The following is a 23048-nucleotide window of genomic DNA, read 5'->3' on the forward strand; positions in this document are numbered from 1 at the left end:
CCTTGCGTTCGGAATGGCAGTATCCAGATGTTGTGCCTCATGTGAGAGGGCGCTGCTGGATTTTCAATATCCGGTATCTCACTTTGTCGCGAGGTCTTCAAGGCTCCTGTCGAGCGCCTGATCGGCAACGACGTGGATTGCCGGCCCCTCGGTGAAGATCAGCACGCATCGGAATCTGTGCCCGGGATAGAGCGGCCGCAAGAGTTCGCGATAAATCGCCAGCTGTGCCTTGTAGGCGAAGGGAATATCCTCCTGCGAAGCCGGCACCTGCCGGTTCGTCTTGAAATCGGCAATGGTCACGATCCCGTTGCTGACGGCGAGCCGGTCGATGCGCCCGGATACCGCGTGGTCGCGCGTGCCGAGCGTGAGCGTGCCCATGACCGAGACTTCGGCGCGGCTGCCGGCCGAGAAGAGCGCGTTAAGATCGGGGTGGTCGAGCACATTCTCGACACCGGCAATCAGCGCGGCGCGCTGTTCGGGCGACCAACGGGGCACGGAACGCACGAGATAGCGCTCGGCTGCGGCGCGGCGATCATCGCCCGCAATGGAGGGCAGGACCTGCAGCAGGCGGTGCAAGATGGCGCCGCGCAACATCGAGAGATTTGCCGGTGCTTTTTCCGAAAACAGGGCGGACCCGACGAGCCCATCGCCGTCGTCTTCGTCGATAGCGATACCGACGCCCGAAGGACTGAGCGGGCGTGGCAGGCGCTTCTGCGGTGGCAATGGTGTCGAAAGCGCCTTCGGCAGGCCGGCCGCCGGGCGGTTCGCATCCAGCGAGGGCGCTTCCTTCGAGGGAAGGTCGCGCTCAAGCTGCCTCTCGCGCCAGGCATGGCCGGACCATTCCTCGCCGCCGGCATGGAAGGTCGTCGGACGGCCGCGGCCGCTTTCGTCCCCGGCAAGGCTCGCCTGAACCATAGCATGCCATGTATCGGCGACGGCCCGCTGTCCGCGGTAGCCGCAGACGACCAGACGGTCGGCGGCCCGGGTCATGCCGACATAGAGCAGGCGCCGATATTCTTCCTCGGCGAGGGTCTTCAGACGTTCGCTGTCGGCCGTGATCAGTGAGTTTGACTCCGAGCCCGGAGCCCGCCACACCGGCAAGGACAAGGCTGCGCCATCCGCTCGAGGAAGCTCGAGGAAGCGGAGAGAAGGGACATGCTGGTTGCTGAAAGGTGCGCCGCCGCCATCGACGAGGAAGACGACGGGCGCTTCGAGACCCTTGGCAGCGTGCACGGTCATGATCCGGACTTCGTCGCGTTCCTTGTCCTGTTCACGCTTGACCGTCGGCGCTTCCATTTCCAGCGTCGAAACAAAGGCCTGCAGCCCGGGGAGGCCGCTTCTTTCCTGGTCGAGCGCGAAGGTGAGGAACTCGTCGAGAATGTCGCTGACCTCGGTGCCGAGCTGCGCCAGGAAGGCCGCCCGGCCGCCATGCACGCCAAGAATGCGCGCATAGAAATCGTGCGGTGCAAGCTGGTTGGCGAGCGCCACATAGCTTTTCAGCGCCCTTGCCGCCTGGTGGAACAGGATTCCCTCGGCCGCCTCGGCCTGCAGGCGCTGCCACAGGCTTTCGCCTACTTTGCGGCGCGCCGCGAGTTCGAACAGCGCGTCTTCCCCGAGGTTGAACAACGGGCTTTTCAAGAGCGCGGCAAGCGAAAGGTCGTCCTGCGGCAGGAGGACGAAGCGCCCGAGGGCAAGCAGGTCCTGAACCGCAATATGTTTGGTGAGCACCAGGCGGTCGGCGCCGGCGACCGGAATGTTGTTGCGACGCTTGAGCGCCCGGGTCAGCGCGTTGACGAAGGCGTCGCGTTTGCGGACCAGCACGATCACGTCGCCCGGACGCATCGGCCGGCGAACACCCTTCTCGACGATGGTCTCCTTCTCGATCCAGCTCTCCAACACGCCGGCGATCCGCCGGGCGAGGATATTGACCGGCGCGCTCTCAGGCGTCGCATCGAAGGCGGCCGTCCATTCCTCGTCCGTATCCATCGGTTCGGCGGCAATCACATCCCAGATATCGACCGCACCGGGATGGCCAATGCGGTTCGAAGCATGAACGACCGGTTCGCTGCGGGCGCTGAGGCCCCGTGCATGCGCCGGATTGGTAAAGACGGTATCGACGGCGGAAAGCACGTCGACGGTCGAGCGGAAGGAGAGTTGCAGGCGGATGGGCTCGAAGGCCTTGCCGCCGTCGCGCACCCGCCGTTCGGTTTCCTGGCTCTCATGCGAAAACCGCTCTGGCCGTGCGCCCTGGAAGGAATAGATCGACTGTTTCTCGTCGCCAACGGCAAACATCGTGCGGTTGGCGCCGCGGGCATTTTCGCCGGAAAAGAAGTCGGCGGCCAGCGCCTGGATAATGGTCCATTGCGCCGGGCTGGTATCCTGCGCCTCGTCGACGAGGATGTGATCGATGCCCTGGTCGAGCTTGTAATGCACCCAGGCGCTGACGTCGCCGCGGGCAAAGAGCGCTGCCGTGCGATTGATCAGGTCCTCGAAATCGAGCTGGCTGCGTCGTCGCTTGAGCTCCTCGTAGTCAACGTTGAGCCTTTCGGCGAGCGTCAGCGCTGCAAGCGTCGCCTCGAACATCTTGAGAATGCTGATGTGATCGATACAGGCGACGACATGGCGGTAGGCTTCGTCCACCAGGTCTACGAGATCCGGTGCGGCCTGCTGCATCGCCTTGTTGAGGAAGGTGGATTGTGCCCGGGCTTTACCGGTATTGGTGAAGAACAGGTGCCGAAGGCCGTCATAGCGCTCGGTCACGTCGGTGAGCTTGGAGACGGTTCGGAGCCCTTCCGCGAAGTCGAGCACCTTTGTTCCCCCGACGCTTGCGGCAAGCGAGAAATATCGTTCCAGGGCCGCGCCGTTCAGTCCCGCCAACGGCCAGATCGCGGCCATGGCGCTGTCGACGCTTTCATCCGGCGTAAGCTTCAGGGCCCTGCGCAGCTCAGCCTCTGTGCCGCCGAGCGCGGCGGCATGTTCGAGAAAGGTCTGGATCGAAGTCCGGTTTTCGACGATCGCCGCGAGCAGCTTTTCAAGCCCGGTGTCGTCGGCAAGGTCCAGCACGGTGGCAAAGGCGCGCGCCAGTTCCGGATCGTCCTTGGCTGCCGTCGCCGTCAGCAGCATGCGGCGCGCATCGGCAAGCAGCACCGCGGCCGCGCGGTCGTCGAGGACCGAGAAATGTCCGGCGACGTTGGCTTCCAGCGGAAACTGATGCAGCAGCGCCTCGCAGAAGGCGTGGATCGTCTGGATCTTCAGGCCGCCGGGCGTCTCCAGCGCACGGGCAAAGAGGCGGCGCGCCTCCTGCAGCTTCAGGAGGCCTGGCCGCTCGCCCTCGATCGCCTCGATCCGCTTTTCAAGCGTCGCGTCGTCGAGCGTGACCCATTCCGCCAGCCGTTCGAAGACGCGGTTCGACATTTCGGACGCCGCCGCCTTGGTATAGGTCAGGCAAAGGATGGCGGACGGCCGGCAGCCGGCAAGCAGCAGCCGGATCACGCGCTGGGTCAGCACGTGCGTTTTGCCGGATCCGGCATTGGCCGAAACCCAGGCTGAACGCGCGGGGTCGGAGGCAAGCGACTGCCGGCGCGAGGTCCAGTCGAGCCAGGCTTGCGGCGTCGCCTGCTCGGGGCCGAGGCTGTCATCCCTCATCGCCGTTCTCCTCCTCGCTGTCGGCCGTCGACCATTCGGCTACGCGTGCCAAATGGTCATATTCGCCGCCGTAATCGCGCTCTTTCTGAACAATCAGCCGGGAAGCAAACCCGTGTTTTCCCGAAAGAAGGGCGCTGAGCAGTTTTCTGAGCTCGGCAAGGGACTCGTCGGCAAGCTGGTCCGCGGATCTGGTCTCCTTCGACCTGCTGCCTTCATTGTTGACCGCATCCGACTTGAAGCGTGAGCCGGGCTTGAGCCGGACATAGAGCAGCGACTGCGGATGGCTCGGCGGTATGTCCTTGAAGGCGCCGGCCTTGAGCGCCGCCGCCTCCAGGGCGAGCTGCGGGTCAAGCAGCACGCGGGCTTCCGTCGCCGATGGGCTGGAGCCGGTTTTGTAGTCGATGATCTCGACGCTGCCGTCGGTCAGCATATCGAGCCGGTCGGCGATGCCGGTCAGCCGCATGTCGGCGATGCCCAGTTCCATTGATGCCGGAACCTCGGTGCGCGAGCGGCGGATGAAGCGCGCGCGTTCCCGCTCCCACTTGATGAAAGCCGCGCCGACGGCGGCGAAGCGTGGCCGCCAGATCGTGTCAATATGCGTCGGCAGCCGCGCCTCGTCGAAGGCCTCGTTCAGCAGCCGATGCATCCGCTCTTCGGCTGCGGGCGACATCAGATCGACGCCGGAGCGCACGAAACGCTCGACGATCTGGTGATAAAGCGTGCCGCGTTCGGCCGGACCGGGGTCGCTGTTGAACGGCAGCAGCGGATGCAGGCGAAGGATGCGCCGAGCATAGACCGCATATGGGTCGCGCCGCAGCCGCGAGACCTCGCTGAAGGAATACTTGCGCGGCTGCAGGTCCGCCGGCGGCTTGGGCGCGGGGCGTTCGGCAAGCGGCTGCCGTCCCCCATCGTCGAGCATCCGGGCCCAGGTCAGATAGTCCGCACCATTGGCCTGCAAGGCCTCGACCAGCCGGTTGCCGCCAAGCGCCAGCAGGCGCTGCAGCCAGCGCGAGGCGACGGTGGGTGCTGCGCCCTGGCGCATCGAGCGGGTAAAGATCAGTCGCCGTGTGCCGCAGGCCATCTGGAAGTCATGTGCGAGCTGGCCGACGCGTCGCTCCGGCGGTTCGAGACCGATGCCCGTTTTCATCATGCGCGACAGGAACGGATCGTTGGCGGTCTGGCCGGGCCAATTGCCTTCGTTCATGGCGCCAAGCACCACCAGATCCATGCTCTGCAGGCGTGATTCCAGCGCGCCGAAGATGAAGACCCGCGGATGGCGCATGGAACGCGGTTTGACCGCTGCGCCGGCGGCGAGCGCCTCCATGACATCGCACCACTGCGGCCCATCCGCCGTCATCTGACCATCGGTTTCGATGATGCCGCGAAGCAGGGTCGCCAGCGTATCCGCCGCCTCGCCGGACCAGAGCCCGCTCAGATCGCCGCGCTCGTCGGCCGAGGCCGCTTCCAGAACCTGGCCGGTCCGCGTCGCCCAGTCTGCAAAGGTGAATTCCTCCGAGAAAACACGGCTACCGTCCTTGCTGCGGCTCAGCGCGGAAGCGAGCGGCGCCACTGCGAGGCCGATCTTCATCGCCAGGTCGCGGGCTGCCTGAAGCTCCTCGGCGCCGATGCCGACGCGCCATTCCGGCGGGTGGCGATCGACCTTGTGGCCGGCAATGGCCGCGTCGAGCAGAGGCGCCAGAGCGAGGATATCGACGGTTGCGGTGCTGCCGCGCAGCGCCATGCGTTCGAGTGCGTCGGCGCCCTGGCGCATCGTCTCACGCGATAGCCCGAAGCGCGCCAGCGGGTGCTTGAGCAGCGCCACGAAGGGCACGGGATCGCCGGGCCGCAGACTAGCCTCCAGAAGCAGGCGCATGAAGCTGCCTTGAGGCGTCGAAGACAGCGGCGTGCCGGCGGAATCGTCGGCCTCGATACCGAAGCGGGCAAGCTCGGCGCCGACCCGTCGCGCGAGATTTCGGTCCGGCGTGATCAGTGCCGCCTGGCTATCCTCGCTGCCTTCGAGTGCCAGCCGCAGCGCAACGGCAATGACAGCGGCCTCCTCGCGTTCGTTGGCGGTCTCGATGAGGGCCGCATTCTTGAAGGCGGCCTGCAGCGATTCGCCATCGAGTTTGCTGCGCCTTTCGGTCCAGGCATTGGTCGCCTTCGCCGGCAGAAGGGCGTGCGAGAGGAGCTCGGCGCGGAAGGCGAGGTCCGTCTCGGCGTCGGCCAGGGTGGTCACGTCCGACCGGATGACGCCCATGCGCTTCAGCAGCCGGTAGAAGCCGTATTGCGGATGGCTGCGGCTTGCCGGGTCCGGCCTGCCGTCAAGGGCTGAGTCGGCGACGATCATGTCCCATTCGGCATCGCTCATCGTCTGGTCGAGACCGGGCAGCACGATCGTGCCGTTTGGAAGCCTCTGCACGGCGGCAATCAATGCGGCGGTCGCGGGAATCGAGCCGGTCGAACCGGCGATGATGATCGGGCCCTCGATCTTGCCACCGGCGATGCGCTGCGTCTCGGCCTGCAGGATGGCGTTGCGGTGGCGGGCGGGCGAGGATTGCTTGAGCTCTTCCAGCCGCTCCGGCCAGTAGCTGCGGGCAATCTTCAGGAATTCGAGCGTCAGCTGCCACCACAGCGCATGCTCGCCGGCATCGAGCCGATCGAGCTCGTCCCAATCGAGTTCTTCCGTCTCCATCGCATCGATGAGTTCGGCGAGATTGCGCGCGAGCCAGATCGCATCCGCCGGGCTTGCCGGCGCGATCAGCGGGCTCTCCGCATGAATGTCGAGCACCACCTTCGGCAGCCGGTTGCGCCAGGCAAGGATCAGCCGTCCAAGCTCGATCAGGCGCGCCGTGCCAGGCAGGGGCGGGGCCAGATCGAGGATTGCCGGCACCTCGGCGTCGAAGAAGCCGCTGTCGTCGTCGGTCTCGCCGAGCGCCTTGATGGTGGGCAGGATGGTGGAGCGGCCGCCGAGCAGGTCGACGAATTCGGATCTGAGCACACGGGCCGAGCGCCGCGTAGGCACGAAAATCGTCACGCCTGCAAGCGGCAGGGGATCGGCCGGATCGTGGCGGAAGTCCGGGGTCAGGCTACCGTCGCAAAGCCTTTCGGCGAGCGTCTTCAGGAAAGGGAGGCCGGGCGGGATCGTGAAGACGTTGGACCGGCGGCCGCTCACGCTCATCCTCCCGGCTGGTGGCGGCGGATCGCTGCTTCCGCTTCGCTGATCGCTTCGGGCGTGCCGACCGTCATCCAGTGACCCTCGAGCAGGATGCCGTGAAGGCGCCCCTTCTCGGCCGCACGGTCGAAGTAGATGTTGAGGTTGAAGGCCTCATCCGGCGCATCGGCAAAAAGCCGGGAGTGAAGCGCGATCGCGCCGGCATAGACCACCGGGTTCGGCAGGCCTTCCTTGTACCGCGTCAGCTTACCGTCGGCGCCGAGCGAAAAGTCCTTCTTGCCGTTGTGCCCGGTCGTGTCCTCGTCGCGCACGCAGAGCAGCAACATGTCCATGCGATCAGCGTCGAAGGCTGCGGCGAGCCGCGTCAGATTACTCGGTACCCCAGAGGGTTCGCCGACCCAGAAGAGGTCGGCGTTCATCACCAGAACCGGGCCATCCGGCAGAAGTTTCAGCCCCTTCACCACGCCGCCGCCGGAATTCATCAGCGCATCGCGCTCGTCCGAGATCAGGATCTCGGGCGCGCTCCGCCGGCTGAGATGCCCTTCCATCTGATCGGCGAAATGGTGCACGTTGACCGCAGCCCTGGTAATGCCGGCCTCCACCAGCAGATCCAGCACATAGTCGATCATCGGCTTGCCCGCGATTTCCACGAGCGGCTTCGGCATGGTGTTGGTGATCGGGCGGAGCCGGGTCCCGAGGCCCGCGGCGAGCACCATCGCATTGCTGATCGACATTGCTTCTCTGTCAGTTCGCTGATTCGGAAACGAGGATTCCGGTCTTCATACACCAGTCGTACAAGGGTTTCAGCGATTCATGTGTGAGCGCCGCCTGAAGATAGGCGAAAGTGCGTGGCATGTGCTTCATATAGCCGGGTTTGCCGTCCCGCTGCATCAGCCGTACCCAGATGCCGACGAGCTTGCAATTGCGTTGGGCCGACATCAGGTGCCAGTCGCGCAGGAAAGTCTCCTCCTCGAAGCTACCGCTTGCGCGCCGTTCCGCGAGATAGGTTTCCATCATGTGGCTGGCGAGCGGAGGCGCGATGGTCACGCGTGCGTCCTGCACCAGCGACGCCACGTCATAGGCGGTGGGACCGATCATCGCGTCCTGGAAATCGATGAGGCCGATTCGGGCGAGACCCTGGCGGTCCCCACGCCAGATGATGTTCGGCGAGTGGAAGTCGCGCAAGAGCAGGTTGGTCTCGGAGGTCTGCAGGAGATCGATCAGGCCATCCCAGATGTCGGCATATTCGCGCTTCTCGTCGTCGCTTGCCGGCTCGCCGCGTTTCCAGGGCAGGTACCAGTCGGTCAAGAGCCGGGTCTCGATCTTCATCGCCGTCCGGTCGAAGTCGGGAATGCGGTGGCTGACCGCCGGATCGACGATGATCTCCTTGTCGGTCTGTTTGGCATGGAGGCGGGCGAGCAGTCGCGCGCTTTCGATATAGCGCTCGGCGATCGGCTCTCCCGCCGCATCGAGCACGCCATCCGACCCCAGGTCCTCGATCAGCAGGATGCCCTGGCCGAGATCGCGGGCGTAGATCGCCGGCGCCGCAAAGCCGCGTGCAATGAGCAACTGGTCGATGGCGACGAAGGGAACGACGTCTTCGGCGATATGCGCGAGCTGCTGGTAGTATTTGCCGTCCTGCAGGATGGGACCGGGCTTGTGCCGCGGCGAGTCCATGAGAATCCGGCTAACGGAACCGTCCGCCGGGTAAATGCGCTCATAGGCCCGGATCGAGGCGTCACCGCTCAGGTGCCGGCGCCGTGCCTTCGGGTGACCGTTGTGGTCGAGAAAGTCACGGATTGCGAGCGTGCGGGCGATGCGCTGCAGCTTTTCGTCCGGACCGGAGATTTCGACGCGGCGCCCATCGCCTTCATGGGCGATCGTCAGCGTGATGCGGCCGGCGGGGAGAGCGTCGTCCGCCCGTTCCGGCCATTCGACGAGACAGATGCCTTGCGATAGCGCCTCGTCGAAACCGAGCTCATCCAGTTCGCTGGAATCAGCCAGCCGGTAGAGATCGAAATGCGCGACCGGAATGCGAAGGTCATAGGTCTGGACCAGGGTGAACGTCGGGCTCGGAACCTCCAGGTCGTCGTCATCGGCAAGCGCCCGAAGGAACGCGCGCGCCAAGGTCGACTTGCCCGCCCCGAGATCGCCTGAGAGCGCGACGCAGTCGCCGGGCTTCAGGGCCAGCGCCAGATCTTCGCCGAGCTCGATCGTTGCCGCCTCGCCCGTCAGGAAGCGCTCGATCGTCGACATCATTCGGCCGCGACGATCGTCGGCACTTCGGCCGAGGGAATGCGGCAGGTCACTTCCGTGCCTTCACCTTCCTTGCTGCGGATCGAGACGGTGCCGTGGTGCAGGCTGACGAAGCTCTCGACGATCGAAAGCCCGAGACCTGCGCCGCCGCGCTGGCCATAGCTTTCGAAGCGATTGAACACGGTGTCGAGCACATCCTGCGGGATTCCGGGGCCGCTGTCCGAGACCGAGAAGATGAAGTCGCTGCCCTCGCGGCGGCACTTCAGCTCGATGGCGCTGCCATCCGGCGCGAAGTTTGCGGCATTGGTGAGCAGCTTCACGAAGATCTGCTTCAGCCGCTGCTGGTCTGCAACCATGCGGCCGAGATTGTCAGGGGCGGTAATCCTGAGCGTCACGCCGCTTTCGAGCAGCCGGTCGGCCATCTGGTGGGCGATGTCATCGAGGAAGTCGGTGAGACTGATGTCGGACATGTCGAGCTGGACGATGCCGGCATCGACGGTCGCCAGATCCAGGATGTCGTTGACGATCGTCAGCAGCAGCGACGAGGACGTGGCGATGTGGTCGACATATTCCGCCTGCCGCTCGTTGAGGTCGCCGAAGGCCGGCGTCTTCAGCAGGTCGGCGAAGCCGATGATGTTGGTGAGCGGCGAGCGCAGCTCGTAGGAAACGTGGTGCACGAAATCGTTCTTCAGCGCATCCGCCTTGCGCAGCGCCTCGTTCTTTTCGGTGAGCGCCCGCTCGACCCGGACGCTGTCGGTGATGTTGACGAAGGTCAGCATCGTCTGCGCGTTCGGCAGCGGGATGACGGCGTAGTCGAGGATCAGCCCGGTTCGAAGCTCGAGAATGCCGCGGCTCGAGGGCCGTTCATCGTCGAAGCTGGTGATGATGTGGGTGAAACGCTTCCACCCGTCCGGCTGGTCGTAGGAGATGAGGCAAGCCTGCTCGATCGCCCGGATATGGGTGCCGGGCTTGGCTTCCGCCTCGCTGATGCCCCAGATCGCACGGAAGGCCGGGTTCGAAAGGCGAATGCGACCGTCGGGGCCGAACACCGCCACGCCTTCCGCGAGATGGTCGATGGTCTCGCCCTGGACCTGAACCAGCGTGTTGTAGCGCGTTTCGAGATCGACCTTCTCGGTCAGGTTCTCGAACACCCAGGTGGCGCCGCCCTGTGGGCGGGCGGTGGCGAAGACGCGCAGCGTCTGGCCGTTCGGCAGGTGCCAGAGGTCGCTCTGCGTGTCGAGCGCCTGATAGACGGAAAGCGCGTTCGCCTTCCATTGTTTCCAGTTGAGCTGTTCCGGCAACTGGCCGCCGGCCCGCAGCCGGTCGAGCACTTCGCCGTTGTCCGGCTTGCGCTCCAGGAAGCCGATGTCGAGGTTCCACAGGCGCTGGAAAGCCTGATTGTAGAACTGCAGGCGCTGATTGCCGTCGAAGATCGCGACGGGGGTCGCAAGATGATCGAGCGTTTCGGCATGGCTCTTGAGCGTGCGGTTGAGTTCCTCGCGCACGGCCTCGATGCCGGAGACGTCGATGGCGACGCCGGCCGAACCGGCAGGGCTGCGGGCATCGACGACATCGAAGAAGGTGCGGTTGCCCTTGACGACGGTCGAAACCTTGTCGCGGAACGGCGTGTCGAAAGTGGAGACGGCGCGGATCTTCTCGCGCGCGACGGTCGCAAGCAGCTCGCGCCCTTCGGCGACCGCAATCGCGACGTCAGGAGCCTCGACCGCATCGGCATAGGCTTCGTTGACCCAGGTGAGCGCGCCATCCGTGCCGCGCTGCCAGACCGGCAGATCGATCGCGTCGAGTAGGGTGCGGAAGGAGACGAGCGCTGAATTGAGCCGGTCGTGCTCAAGTTTCAGTTCGGCGAGTTCCGCGCGCATGTTGTTGAGCGCGATGAAGCGTACGAAAGCCCGCCCGCCCGAAACCCGTCCCTGGGCCTCCAGGACTTCGTTGCGCTGCGTTTCGAGCACCAGGTCGAAGCTGCGCGCCTCGGTGCGCAGCGCATCGATCGCCTTTTCCAGTTCCCCGGCGGATTGCGCCTTGATCCAGCGGCCGAAGGCCAGGAACTCGCGGTCGTCTGCCGGCGCGCCGGTTTCGGGCGGAAGCTGGCCGAGCAGTTCGGCCCGCTCAAGCAGTCCGTCCCAGACGACGATCCGGCGGTTCTTATCGGCCACGAGCGCCTGATAGCGTGAAAGGCGCTGGTTCGCGTCCGACAGATCGGAGCGCAATTCGCGGTTTTCCGCTTCGATGTTGCCGCGTTGGCGGATCAGCCAGATGGCCGAGATCATCGCCGCGGAAATGACGCCGATGAGCACGGAGAAAGTGACGACTTCCGAGGAGCCGAAGATGTTGGCCTTCTGCGGCGCGACCTGGGCGAGGGCATCCGTTGCTGCAAAAAGAGCGGTGCCGGCCAAAAGGTGGCGCAGGAACTTCGGGCCCTTGCGGCGGGTGCCCGGAATAGCTGTTTGGTCTCTGTTCATGGCGCTGCCATCCCCGTCTGCCCGAAGGGTGCTGCCGGCCTTGTTGCGCCTTGCACAGTTCCACCGAGGCCCTGGTCAAGGGCCTGCGTCAGTTCCGATTGCATCCCCGGTCTGTCTCCGTCTGTTTGCCGCTTATCGACAAGACATCCCATCCGCGATGCCCAAGGTCCGCACCGGCATCACGAATCAATGGGTTAGAGCATACTTCCTAGTCGAATCGTCGGGAAGGGAGAGGCCCAAAAAAGCGGCCGCGCTCTCTTGTCAAGAACGCGGCCACAAGATGTTGTGGATTGCCCGGGTAACGATTAGTACCGGTAGTGCTCAGCCTTGAACGGGCCTTGCGTCTTCACGCCGATGTAGCTGGCCTGCTCTTCGGAAAGCTCGGTGAGCTTGGCGCCGAGCTTCTTCAGGTGCAGGCGAGCGACCTTCTCGTCGAGCTGCTTCGGCAGGACGTAGACTTCGTTCTTGTACTTCTCGCCCTTGGTGAAGAGCTCGATCTGCGCCAGGACCTGGTTGGAGAACGAGGCCGACATGACGAAGGACGGGTGGCCGGTGGCGTTGCCGAGGTTCAAGAGGCGACCTTCCGACAGCAGGATCATGCGGTTGCCCTTCGGGAACTCGATCATGTCGACCTGCGGCTTGATGTTCGTCCACTTCAGGTTACGCAGCGCCGAGACCTGAATCTCGTTGTCGAAGTGGCCGATGTTGCCGACGATCGCCATGTCCTTCATCTCGCGCATGTGGTCCATGCGGATGACGTCCTTGTTGCCGGTGGTCGTGATGAAGATGTCGGCGCTCGAGACGACGTCTTCGAGCTGAACGACTTCATAGCCGTCCATGGCGGCCTGCAGCGCGCAGATCGGGTCGACCTCGGTGACCTTGACGCGGGCGCCGGCGCCGGCGAGCGACGCTGCCGAGCCCTTGCCGACGTCGCCGTAACCGCAGACGACGGCGACCTTGCCGGCCATCATCACGTCGGTGCCGCGGCGGATGCCGTCGACCAGCGATTCCTTGCAGCCGTACTTGTTGTCGAACTTCGACTTGGTGACCGAGTCGTTGACGTTGATCGCCGGGAAGGGCAGCAGGCCCTTGGCCTGGAGCTGGTAGAGGCGGTTGACGCCGGTGGTGGTTTCTTCGGTCACGCCCTTGATGGCGTCGCGCTGCTTGGTGAACCAGCCCGGCGAAGCCTCAAGGCGCTTCTTGATCTGCGCGAAGAGGATTTCCTCTTCCTCGGAACCGGGGTTCGAGAGCACGTTCTCGCCGGCTTCGGCGCGGGCGCCGAGCAGGATGTACATGGTGGCGTCGCCACCGTCGTCGAGGATCATGTTCGAAACGCCGCCGTCGGCCCACTGGAAGATCTTGTCCGTGTAGGTCCAGTATTCCTCGAGCGTTTCACCCTTGACGGCGAAGACCGGAACGCCGCTTGCGGCGATCGCGGCGGCTGCGTGATCCTGGGTCGAGAAGATGTTGCAGGACGCCCAGCGCACGTCGGCGCCGAGGGCAACCAGCGTCTCGATCAGGACGGCGGTCTGGATGGTCATGTGCAGCGAGCCGGTGATGCGCGCGCCCTTCAGCGGCTTCGCAGCGCCGAACTCTTCGCGGCAGGCCATCAGGCCCGGCATTTCCGTTTCGGCGATCGCAATTTCCTTGCGTCCGAAATCGGCGAGACCGATGTCGGCGACGATATAGTCCTGAGTGGTGGTCATGGAATTCTCCGGGCTGATCTCTTCAAGCCGCATGGCTTCAACCGAACTGCGGCGCGATTATGCCTCCCGCGCCTGCGCGACGCGGTGAGAGTGCGATCGATCTATCAGGAATCAGGAGAGAGGGCAATATCGATATAAAGAAGTCTTTATATCTTTATATTGTCAGTCACATCTCCTCGCCGAACTTGTCGGCGACCAGTGCGTCGAGCGCGTTCAGCGCCTCTTCGGCCTGCGCGCCACTTGCGGTCACGCATACGCTGCAGCCGGTGCTGGCAGCCAGCATCATCAATCCCATGATCGATGTTCCGCCGACCGTCATGCCGTCCTTTGACACCGTAATCTCGGCGTCATAGGCCTCGACCGTCTGCACGAACTTCGCCGATGCCCGCGCATGCAGGCCTCGCTTGTTGATAATCAGCAGTTCGCGCGTCAGCGACATGTCGGGGCGATGATCCATTACTTACCACTCAGAACGCGGCTGGCGACGTTGATGTATTTCCGTCCGGCTTCCGAGGCTTCGACCAGCGCCTTGTCCATGTCGCTCTCGCCGCGTACGCCGGCGAGCTTGATCAGCATCGGCAGGTTGACGCCGGCAATCACTTCGACGGTACCGCTGCGCATCACCGAGATGGCGAGGTTGGAGGGGGTTCCGCCGAACATGTCGGTCAGGATGATGACGCCGTTGCCTTCGTCGACATTGGTAACCGCATCGAGGATATCCTGTCGACGCTGGTCCATGTCGTCCTCGGGGCCGATGCAGACGGTCTCTATAGCTTTTTGCGGACCGACGACATGCTCGAGCGCAAGTCGAAATTCCTCAGCCAGCTTGCCATGGGTGACAAGCACAAGTCCGATCATGGGTATCTTCGCTCCAACTGCACACGCAATTCACTGATGGCCAGATATCGCAATGCAGCAATTTCGTCCACCTGTTGGGGCGGCCATCTTGGCAAGGAAAAGGGGAAGTGCAAGCCAAAAATGCTGAAAAACCAGCCGCACTGACGGTAAATCGGGCTAGAAACCCAATTTTTCGGCGATCAGCATGCGCAGAATATTGAGAGCCTGCGCCCCCTCTTCAACGGGAACGCGAACAATCGGCAGTGCTCGCCCGAATGGCAAGGGCAGCCTCTCGTCTTCCGGAGCCAGGCGCGGGTCGAAAGGAGCGCCGACCGGCAGCAGGGCCCAATCCATCACCGCGGCAGGCACGGTTTCGATCTTGCTGATGCCGGCGCCACGGATTTCGATCAGGCCGTGAATGGAGGGCGGACAGCGTGCGACGATCCTGTCGTGTTCCAGGCTCAGATCCACCCGATCGTCGGCGACGAGAGCCGCGAAGTGGCCGGCTTGTCGTGCGGCCGTGATGCATGCAAGCGCCAGCCTGGACTTGCCGATGCCTGAAGGGCCCGTGATCAGGAAGCCGCGCGTCCCGAGCACGATGGCGGTGCCGTGGACATTGGCGCAGCCGGCCGTCATGCGTGCGGCTCGGCGGGAAGCGACAGGATGAAGCGCGCGCCGCTGACGTGGCCATCCTGCGCGACGATGTTTTCCGCCTTCAGCGTACCGCCATGCGCTTCGGCGATCTGCCTGGAGATCGACAGGCCGAGGCCGGAGTTCTGGCCGAAATCCTCGCCTTCCGGCCGATCGGTGTAGAAGCGCTCGAAGATGCGGTCGATGTCTTCCGCCTGGATGCCGGGGCCGTTGTCCTCGACATAGACGAGGCAGCGCGATCGCGACCGCGTGAGGCGCACGACGATCCGCCCGCCGTCTTCGGGAACGAAGGATCGGGCGTTCTCGATCAGGTTGGTGATGATCTGGCCGATGCGCAATTCATAGCCACTGACGGCGAAGCGGGCCTTCGGGCTGTCCTTGCGGTCGATGACGAAGTCGAGCAGCACCGTCTTCTTCTTGCTGCGGACCTGGCGCGAAATGTCCACGAGGTCGCCCAGAAGTTTTTCGAGGTCGATGGTCTTGGCATCGCTGCGGGCGAGTTCGGCGTCGAGCCGCGAGGCGTCCGAGATGTCGCTGATCAGGCGATCGAGGCGGCGGACGTCATGCTGGATGACGTCCATCAAGCGCTTCTTCGATTCGTCGGTGCGCGCCAAAGGCAGGGTTTCGACGGCGCTGCGCAGCGAGGTGAGGGGGTTTTTCAGCTCGTGGCTGACGTCGGCGGCGAAATTCTCGATCGCCGCGATCCGATCGTAGAGCGCGGTCGTCATCTCGCGGAGCGCGACGGAAAGGTTGCCGATCTCGTCCTGGCGCGAGGAGAAATCGGGGATTTCCTCGCGCTCCTTGGCGCCGCCGCGGCGCACACGCACGGCCGCCGCTGCCAGGCGCCGGAGCGGATTTGCGATCGTCGAGGACAGAAGCAGCGACAGGATGATGTTGACGAGGGCAGCGACGCCGAAGACGCGGATGATGGCGAGGCGCTCCGCCTGGACGATCTTGTCGATGTCGCCGGCTTGCGTTGACAGCAGCAGCACGCCGAGCACGGCGCGGAAACGCTGGACGGGAACGGCCACCGAAACGATGAGTTCGCCCTTCTCGGTCACGCGCTCGACATAGCCGCGCACGCCGGTCAGTGCGTTGGTGACCTCAGGATAGATCGAGCCGTTGCCACCCGGCGGTTCCTTGTAGAGCGGCAGATTGCCCGGCTGCAGCAGCTTGTTCAGCCAGCTGTTGAGCTTTTCGCCGATGCCAGTCGATTCCGGTTCGATCGGCGGCAGGTCGAAGCGCAGCACCTGGCCGCCGCTATAGAGATGTCGGGAATCGAGCAGCAGGTCGGCATCGGCATCGAACAGGCGGGCGCGGGTGCGCGTCGGCGAGATCAGGCGGCGCAGAACCGGAGCGACGCGTTCCTGGATGATCGGGAAGTCGAGATCCTCGTCGCTCGGAAGCGGCGTAATGCTCTGGCCCGCCTGCAGTTCCAGAAGCTTTTCGGGGTCGATGGTGATCGAGTTGGTGTCGACCGAGGCGGAAGCCGAGATCGCGCCGGCGATGATTTCACCCTGGGTCAGCAGGCTTTCGACACGTGCGTCGATCAGGCCCTCGCGGAACTGGTTGAGATACATGATGCCGCCGACCAGGACGACGAGTGCCACGAGGTTGAAGAAGACGATGCGGCGGGTGAGGCTCGAGAAGACGGCGTTGCCGAAGAGCCGACGAATCAGCGTGAAGGGATGTGCCCAGCGGCGTTGGCCGTTCTGCGCCTGCGCACGCCCGTCGCTGTCTTCGATGTCGCCTTGCAAGACTTCTACCAAATGTCCCGCTCCCGCGCGGACTGCCTTCACGTTCGTTCGATGACGACGTCGCTGCCAGCCGGGGCCGGTCGCATCGTCGCTGTCTTCTATGGTCCGGTCCAAAGACGGCGGAGATCGCTGCGAGCTTCAAAGGAGGCCGTCGGCCATGCTCCCATAGCGCCGCCTTGAATGCGCCACTCTGGGAGCGATGGCAAGCCCCTGTGGCTCAGGCGGTCTCCCGGAAACGGTAACCGACACCATAGAGCGTCTCGATCATATCAAAGTCGTTGTCGACCATCTTGAACTTCTTGCGCAGCCGCTTGATGTGGCTGTCGATGGTGCGGTCGTCGACATAGACCTGCTCGTCATAGGCCGCGTCCATCAGCGCGTCGCGGCTCTTCACCACGCCCGGGCGCTGGGCAAGCGAATGCAGGATGAGAAATTCCGTCACCGTCAGCGTGACCGGCTCGCTCTTCCACGTGCAGGTGTGGCGTTCCTGGTCCATCACCAACTGACCGCGCTCGAGCGAGCGCGACGGCGCGTCGGATGCCTTGACGGTGGTTGTCGAGTTGCCGGCCGCGGCCTCGCGGTTTGCGGCTCGACGCAGGATCGCCTTGACGCGTTCGACCAGCAGGCGCTGCGAGAACGGCTTGGTAATGAAGTCGTCGGCACCCATCTTCAGACCGAAGAGTTCGTCGATCTCTTCGTCCTTCGAAGTGAGGAAGATCACCGGCAGGTCGGACTTCTGTCTCAGGCGGCGCAGCAACTCCATGCCGTCCATGCGCGGCATCTTGATGTCGAAGATCGCCAGTTGCGGCGGCCGGGCGAGCAGGCCCTCGAGCGCGGAAGCACCGTCGGTATAGGTCTCGACCTTGTAGCCCTCTGCCTCAAGGGCGATGGATACGGACGTCAGAATATTCCGGTCATCATCGACAAGCGCGATGGTCTGCATCGTGTTCAACTCCGTCTTTTGAGGTGCCGGTCTCGTCCCCGAAAACTCCGGCATTCGCGAGTCACGGGTGCGTTAGTGAGTATAAAGGTGGAACAAATTGTGGCGAAGGGCAAAAAGCACCTGTCGTGACGATAGGATAGGCCCTGTCACATCGGTGTTTGGCAGGTCCAATTCAACCGATTAAAAAAACGATAATTTTCTTTAAATCGATTAATATACTGAAATCATTATTCTTTTTTTGACGCCGCCTTGTTTTTGAGCGAGCATGCAAGTATGGTCCGGCGAAATTCAACGCCAATGGCCAAACACGAAGGAAGCTTGACCATGGAGCAACTCGGCACTCGCAATCTCGCGAACGGCTTGGAAAAACTCGGCTTTATCGACCTGGAAAAGGTTCGGTACAACCTCGAAGCCGCAGAGCTTTATGAGGAGGCTCTTCGCCGCGGGGAGGCTGAGCTGACGGCACACGGCGCCCTCGTCGCCCGTACCGGGCAGCACACCGGCCGTTCGCCGAAGGACAAGTTCGTCGTTCGCGATGCGAACACCGACGATCAGATCTGGTGGGACAACAACAAGCCAATGTCTTCCGAGCATTTTGCCCTGCTGCGCCAGGACATGCTCGATCACGCCAAGGGCATGTCGCTCTATGTGCAGGACCTCGTCGGCGGCGCCGATGCCGACAACGCACTTCCGACCCGCGTCGTCACCGAATATGCATGGCATTCGCTGTTCATCCGCAATCTCTTGATCCGTCCGGCCCGCGAGGCACTCGCCTCCTTCCTGCCGAAGCTGACGATCATCGATCTGCCGAGCTTCAAGGCTGACCCGGAGCGCCACGGCTGCCGTACGGAGACTGTCATTGCCTGCGACTTCACCAACGGCCTGATCCTCATCGGCGGTACCTCCTATGCCGGCGAAATGAAAAAGTCGGTCTTCACCGTTCTCAACTACCTGCTGCCCAAGAAGGGCGTTATGCCGATGCACTGCTCGGCCAATGTCGGCCCGGCCGGTGACACGGCAATCTTCTTCGGCCTCTCCGGCACCGGCAAGACAACGCTTTCGGCCGACCCGACCCGCACGCTGATCGGCGACGACGAGCATGGCTGGGGCGAACAGGGCGTTTTCAACTTCGAAGGCGGCTGCTACGCCAAGGCGATCCGTCTGTCGGAAGCTGCCGAGCCGGAAATCTACGCGACGACCCGCCGCTTCGGCACCGTGATGGAAAACGTCGTGCTCGATGAGCGCCGCGTTCCGGACTTCGACGATGGCTCGCTGACGGAAAACACCCGTATCGCCTATCCGCTCGACTATATCCCGAACGCCAGCGCCACCGGCACTGCGCCGCAGCCGCGCACCATCATCATGCTGACGGCCGACGCCTTCGGCGTGATGCCGCCGATCGCCAAGCTGACGCCGGAACAGGCGATGTATCACTTCCTCTCCGGTTATACTGCCAAGGTCGCCGGTACGGAAAAAGGTGTCACCGAGCCGGAAGCCACGTTCTCGACCTGCTTCGGCGCGCCCTTCATGCCGCGTCATCCGTCGGAATACGGCAACCTCCTGAAGGACCTGATCGCCAAGAACGGCGTCACCTGCTGGCTGGTCAACACCGGATGGACCGGCGGCGCCTACGGCACCGGCAGCCGCATGCCGATCAAGGTGACGCGCGCTCTGCTTGCCGCCGCTCTCGATGGCTCGCTGAATGCTGCCGAGCTCCGCACCGACGCTAACTTCGGCTTCGCCGTTCCGGTCTCGGTCCCCGGTGTCGAAGACGGCATTCTCGATCCGCGCTCGACCTGGGCCGACGGTGCAGCCTACGACGCGCAGGCACGCCGCCTCGTCGACATGTTCATCGCGAACTTCGCCAAGTTCGAGGGCCATGTGGACGGCAGCGTTCGCGACGCGGCTCCCGGCACGAAAATCGCCGCCGAATAAAGATCGTCGGCTATGATTCACGTGAAACCCGGCCTCCCACGGCCGGGTTTTTCGTTTTCGCGGTAATATTTTCAAGAGGTTCGCTCTGTGCCATAGATCGGGGCGAGGTGAATCATGGCCAGCGACCCGCTTTACATAAACGACAACATCGTGATTGCCGGCTGGGAGCTGACGGAGCAATTCGTGCTGGCCGGCGGGCCGGGCGGGCAGAACGTCAACAAGGTGTCGACCGCCGTCCAGTTGTTCTTCAACGTGTTGGCCTCGCCGGCTCTCTCCGATCGCATCAAGGCCAATGCGCTGAAGATCGCCGGTCGCCGCGCCTCGAAAGAGGGCGTGCTGATGATCGAGGCCAGCCGTTTTCGCAGCCAGGAGCGCAACCGCGAGGATGCGCGCGAGCGGCTGAAGGAACTGATTCTCAAGGCCGCGGAGCCGCCGCCGCCGCCGCGCAAGAAGACGAAACCGACCCGTGGCTCCGTCGAGCGGCGCCTCAAGGAGAAGTCCGGGCGCGGTGAGATCAAGAAGCTTCGGGGGCGGCCGGCCGGAGACTGATTTCTTTTTTGCCGCTCCTTGCCTTTGGCAGGCGGCGCCCTCTCTTATCGGCAGTGTTTTGGCAAAAGGAGATATTCATGGGTCTTTTCAGCTTTATCAAGAACGCCGGCAAGAAGCTCGGCATCGGCGGTGACGATGATGCTCCGGATGCCGAAAGCGTTCAGAAGGAGCTTGCGTCCCACGATCTCGGCACCAAGGACGTGCAGGTCGAAGTGGCCGGTGACAAGGTCGTGCTGAAAGGTGTCGTGAAGGACCAGAGCGTCTTCGAAAAGGCCGTCGTTGCCGTCGGCAACACGCTCGGTGTCTCGGCGGTCGAGGCCTCGGAGCTCAAGGTCGCCGATGCCGGCGCTGCGCCTGCTGCGGCGAAGGAGCCGGTTTTCTATACCGTCAAGAAGGGCGACAACCTCTGGAAGATCGCCGAAGCGCAATACGGCAAGGGCAAGGGTGCCAAGCACACGGCCATCTTCGAAGCCAACAAGCCGATGCTGACGCATCCGGACAAGATCTACCCCGGCCAGGTTCTGCGCATTCCGGATCTGGACGCCGCTTGAGCGTGTCGGTCTGGCGCTCCCTGTCAATCGCCGCGCTGGCGAGCCTCTGCCTTGCCGGCGCTTCAATGGCACAGCCTTTCCGTGAGCCCGCCAAGGGCAGTGCCGAACGTGCCGCGATCCTCGACGCGATCCGCCCGGCGGTCGAGGCGGAGATGCGCGGCCCTGTCGAATTCGTCGTGACGACGATGCGCGCCTCGCCCAACTGGGCCTTCGTGCAGGTGGAGCCGCAGCGTCCTGGCGGCGGCGCGATCGATCTTGCGCAAACCGGGTTGCGCGACGAGGCCGATATGATGGATGGTCGGACGGTGTTTGCACAAGATCACGATGATTTGGGTCGGAGCGACCCAAATCATAAACGTGATCGGTTCTTTTAAGTTAGAGCGGGATACGGGCGGAAACCGCGCACACTTTTCCTTATCCCGCTCTGGTCTGTTTCCAGAACGGCCGCTGGAACCTGATCGACCACGTCGTCGGGCCGACGGATGTCGCCTATGCCGGCTGGCCGCTTCGCTATGGCGTACCGGCAGCGCTTCTCGGCCGCGAATAAGAGGACTGTCATCCATGCAGGTGCTCCCGAAAGGAATCAGACATATTCCAGGCTTTCTTGACCGAAGCCGGCAGGAGCAGCTCGTCGAGGCGATCCGCCTCGTCGTTGCCGAAGCGCCGTTGTTCGTGCCGGAAATGCCGAAGACGGGCAAACCCATGTCGGTGCGCATGACCAATTGCGGTTCGCTCGGCTGGGTCACGGATCGCGATCGCGGCTATCGCTACCAGGCTCAGCATCCGGTGACCGGCCGGCCTTGGCCGGCGATGCCGGATATACTGCTCGAGATCTGGCGAGCGGTCTCCGCCAGCAACAAGACGCCGGAAGCCTGCCTGGTCAACTTCTATTCCGAGGAGGCCCGCATGGGCCTGCACCAGGACCGCGACGAGCGCGATCTCGAAACGGCCGTCGTATCGATCTCGCTCGGCGATAGCTGCCTCTTTCGCGTCGGCGGCAACCAGCGCGGCGGGCAGACCATGTCTTTCCGGCTCGAAAGCGGCGACGTCGTGGTGCTGGGCGGGGAAGGCCGGCTCGCCTTCCATGGCGTCGACCGGATCTACCCGAACACGTCGACGCTGCTGAAGAATGGCGGCCGGGTCAATCTGACGCTGCGGCGCGTCAATCCCTGACCATCGGTCGAACGCTCAGAGCAATTCCAGGAAAAGTGCGAAGCGGGCTTTCCGTTCGGAATTGCGTAATTATGGCCTACAGCTTCCTGAGGGCTACCTTTTCCGTCAGGTGGTTCCGCCCCTTCTGCAGGATCAGGTCGGCGCGCGGGCGCGTCGGCAGGATGTTCTGGTGCAGGTTTTTCAGATTGATGTTGTGCCACAGGCCCTCGGCAATCGCACGGGCTGCATCCTCGCTGATCGTGGCGTAGCGATGGAAGTAGGATTCCGGGTTCTTGAAGGCGGTTTCGCGTAGCCGCATGAAGCGGTTGACGTACCAGCTGTGGATCAGGCTCTCTTCGGCATCGATGTAGATCGAGAAGTCGAAGAAATCCGAGACCATCGGCACGATCTTGCCGTCGGCCGGCAGGTTGCGCGACTGGAGTACGTTGATGCCTTCGAAGATCAGGATATCCGGGCGGTCGATGACCGTGAACTGATCCGGCAGCACGTCATAGGTCAGGTGCGAATAGCTGGGCGCCTTGACGTTGGGCTGTCCCGCCTTGATCGCCGACAGGAAGCGCAGGAGCGCCCCGACGTCGTAGCTCTCCGGAAAGCCTTTGCGGTCCATCATGTTTTCGCGCTGAAGCACGGCATTCGGGTAGAGGAAGCCGTCCGTCGTCACCAGATCGACTTTCGGGCTCGATGGCCAGCGCGACAGGAGCTGCGCGAGGATACGCGCCGTGGTCGACTTGCCGACGGCAACCGACCCGGCGATGCCGATGACGAAGGGCGTCTTGGTTTCGTCCGACATGCTGAGGAAGCGCTTGCGCTGCTCGAAGAGCATCTGCGACGATTCCACATGGGTCGAGAGCAGGCGCGACAGCGACAGGTAGATCTGCCGGACTTCGCCGAGATCGACCGGGTCGTTCAGCGAGCGCAGCCGCTGCACTTCGTCGGCCGTCAGCGTCAAGGGCGTGTCGGCGCGAAAGCGCGACCATTCCTCGGCGGTGAAGAAATGATAGGGCGAATAATCCCGCTTCTGCGGGTTGTCGGGCAGGTCGGCCGCTTCGATGTCTTTCGCCGCTATCGTCATGGATTCTGCCGATTTGCCTTTTCCTGCAGGCCGGATTGCTTCGTCCGCCGCGCAAGTTCGTTCAGCACATCCTGCAACGGAACGTCGGCGATCTTCAATACGACCATTAGATGATAGATGAGATCGGCGCTTTCGGCGATGAGATTCGCGCGGTCGTTGCTGATGGCGGCGATCACCGTCTCGACCGCCTCTTCCCCGAGTTTCTTGGCCGCCTTCGGCTGGCCGCTCGCCACCAGTTTTGCCGTCCAGGATTCGTCCGGCGCGGCCTTCGCGCGTGTCGCGACGATGGCTTCGAGATCGGAAAGTGTGAAATCAGCCATG

General features: G+C 63.6%; 18 protein-coding genes. 5 read left to right on the forward strand and 13 right to left on the reverse strand.

Going from position 1 to position 23048, the window contains the following annotated elements; translation table 11 throughout:
* Window positions 1-78 precede the first annotated feature (78 nt).
* From addA to chvI, 11 genes are all read right to left on the reverse strand, one after another.
* The gene (gene addA, locus AC1Z3V_RS17250; RefSeq protein WP_483500614.1) at window positions 79-3645 is read right to left on the reverse strand and encodes a double-strand break repair helicase AddA; all 3567 of its coding nucleotides are present in this window, start codon (window positions 3643-3645) and stop codon (window positions 79-81) included.
* On the reverse strand, window positions 3635-6823 hold the full coding sequence (gene addB / locus AC1Z3V_RS17255) for a double-strand break repair protein AddB (RefSeq protein WP_483500616.1): 3189 nt from the start codon (window positions 6821-6823) through the stop codon (window positions 3635-3637). Before addB ends, addA begins: the two co-directional genes overlap by 11 nt.
* Window positions 6820-7551, reverse strand: coding sequence for a nucleotidyltransferase family protein (locus AC1Z3V_RS17260; protein WP_483500618.1), 732 nt, complete (start codon window positions 7549-7551; stop codon window positions 6820-6822). Before AC1Z3V_RS17260 ends, addB begins: the two co-directional genes overlap by 4 nt.
* A 10-nt stretch (window positions 7552-7561) precedes the next feature.
* Window positions 7562-9073, reverse strand: coding sequence for a tRNA (adenosine(37)-N6)-threonylcarbamoyltransferase complex ATPase subunit type 1 TsaE (gene tsaE / locus AC1Z3V_RS17265; protein WP_483504105.1), 1512 nt, complete (start codon window positions 9071-9073; stop codon window positions 7562-7564).
* Window positions 9073-11553: a PAS domain-containing sensor histidine kinase gene (locus tag AC1Z3V_RS17270; protein ID WP_483500620.1), complete on the reverse strand. Its 2481-nt coding sequence runs from the start codon at window positions 11551-11553 to the stop codon at window positions 9073-9075. The genes tsaE and AC1Z3V_RS17270 overlap by 1 nt, the downstream gene beginning before the upstream one ends.
* A 305-nt stretch (window positions 11554-11858) precedes the next feature.
* Window positions 11859-13259, reverse strand: a complete 1401-nt coding sequence (ahcY, locus tag AC1Z3V_RS17275) for an adenosylhomocysteinase (RefSeq protein ID WP_429818749.1) — start codon at window positions 13257-13259, stop codon at window positions 11859-11861.
* Window positions 13260-13425: 166 nt separating this feature from the next.
* Window positions 13426-13716 (reverse strand): HPr family phosphocarrier protein, encoded by a 291-nt coding sequence (locus tag AC1Z3V_RS17280; protein WP_336171437.1) that lies wholly within the window; start codon window positions 13714-13716, stop codon window positions 13426-13428.
* A complete protein-coding gene (locus AC1Z3V_RS17285) occupies window positions 13716-14117 on the reverse strand; it encodes a PTS sugar transporter subunit IIA (RefSeq protein ID WP_065774303.1) in 402 nt (133 codons plus the stop codon). Before AC1Z3V_RS17285 ends, AC1Z3V_RS17280 begins: the two co-directional genes overlap by 1 nt.
* 156 nt (window positions 14118-14273) lie before the next feature.
* Window positions 14274-14732 (reverse strand): HPr kinase/phosphorylase, encoded by a 459-nt coding sequence (locus AC1Z3V_RS17290; RefSeq protein WP_483500622.1) that lies wholly within the window; start codon window positions 14730-14732, stop codon window positions 14274-14276.
* Complete coding sequence (locus AC1Z3V_RS17295) at window positions 14729-16516, reverse strand: stimulus-sensing domain-containing protein (RefSeq protein ID WP_483500624.1); 1788 nt, start codon at window positions 16514-16516, stop codon at window positions 14729-14731. Before AC1Z3V_RS17295 ends, AC1Z3V_RS17290 begins: the two co-directional genes overlap by 4 nt.
* 205 nt (window positions 16517-16721) lie before the next feature.
* Window positions 16722-17447: a two-component system response regulator ChvI gene (gene chvI / locus AC1Z3V_RS17300; protein ID WP_429818741.1), complete on the reverse strand. Its 726-nt coding sequence runs from the start codon at window positions 17445-17447 to the stop codon at window positions 16722-16724.
* 324 nt (window positions 17448-17771) lie between these two features.
* Between chvI and AC1Z3V_RS17305 the strand changes: the two genes are divergently transcribed.
* The 5 genes from AC1Z3V_RS17305 to AC1Z3V_RS17325 all read left to right on the forward strand — a co-directional run bounded on the left by AC1Z3V_RS17305 (window position 17772) and on the right by AC1Z3V_RS17325 (window position 21655).
* Complete coding sequence (locus AC1Z3V_RS17305; protein ID WP_483500626.1) at window positions 17772-19382, forward strand: phosphoenolpyruvate carboxykinase; 1611 nt, start codon at window positions 17772-17774, stop codon at window positions 19380-19382.
* A 114-nt stretch (window positions 19383-19496) separates the two neighbouring features.
* Window positions 19497-19931, forward strand: coding sequence for an alternative ribosome rescue aminoacyl-tRNA hydrolase ArfB (gene arfB, locus AC1Z3V_RS17310; protein ID WP_173517987.1), 435 nt, complete (start codon window positions 19497-19499; stop codon window positions 19929-19931).
* 77 nt (window positions 19932-20008) lie between these two features.
* Window positions 20009-20482 carry a peptidoglycan-binding protein LysM gene (gene lysM, locus AC1Z3V_RS17315; RefSeq protein WP_483500628.1) on the forward strand — a complete coding sequence of 158 codons (474 nt, stop codon included), beginning with the start codon at window positions 20009-20011 and terminating at the stop codon, window positions 20480-20482.
* A 2-nt stretch (window positions 20483-20484) separates the two neighbouring features.
* Window positions 20485-20856, forward strand: a complete 372-nt coding sequence (locus AC1Z3V_RS17320; RefSeq protein ID WP_483504106.1) for a hypothetical protein — start codon at window positions 20485-20487, stop codon at window positions 20854-20856.
* Between the two features lie 187 nt (window positions 20857-21043).
* Window positions 21044-21655 (forward strand): alpha-ketoglutarate-dependent dioxygenase AlkB family protein, encoded by a 612-nt coding sequence (locus AC1Z3V_RS17325; RefSeq protein ID WP_483500630.1) that lies wholly within the window; start codon window positions 21044-21046, stop codon window positions 21653-21655.
* Between the two features lie 76 nt (window positions 21656-21731).
* Here AC1Z3V_RS17325 and coaA read toward each other — a convergent pair whose 3' ends face one another.
* Together coaA and AC1Z3V_RS17335 are read right to left on the reverse strand one after the other, a co-directional pair.
* Entirely contained in the window at window positions 21732-22727 is a 996-nt protein-coding gene (coaA, locus tag AC1Z3V_RS17330; protein ID WP_483500632.1) for a type I pantothenate kinase, read from the reverse strand.
* Window positions 22724-23047, reverse strand: coding sequence for a phosphoribosyl-ATP diphosphatase (locus tag AC1Z3V_RS17335; RefSeq protein WP_429818731.1), 324 nt, complete (start codon window positions 23045-23047; stop codon window positions 22724-22726). The genes coaA and AC1Z3V_RS17335 overlap by 4 nt, the downstream gene beginning before the upstream one ends.
* Window position 23048 lies beyond the last annotated feature (1 nt).

This window comes from Ensifer sp. 38_S197, from assembly GCF_056924495.1.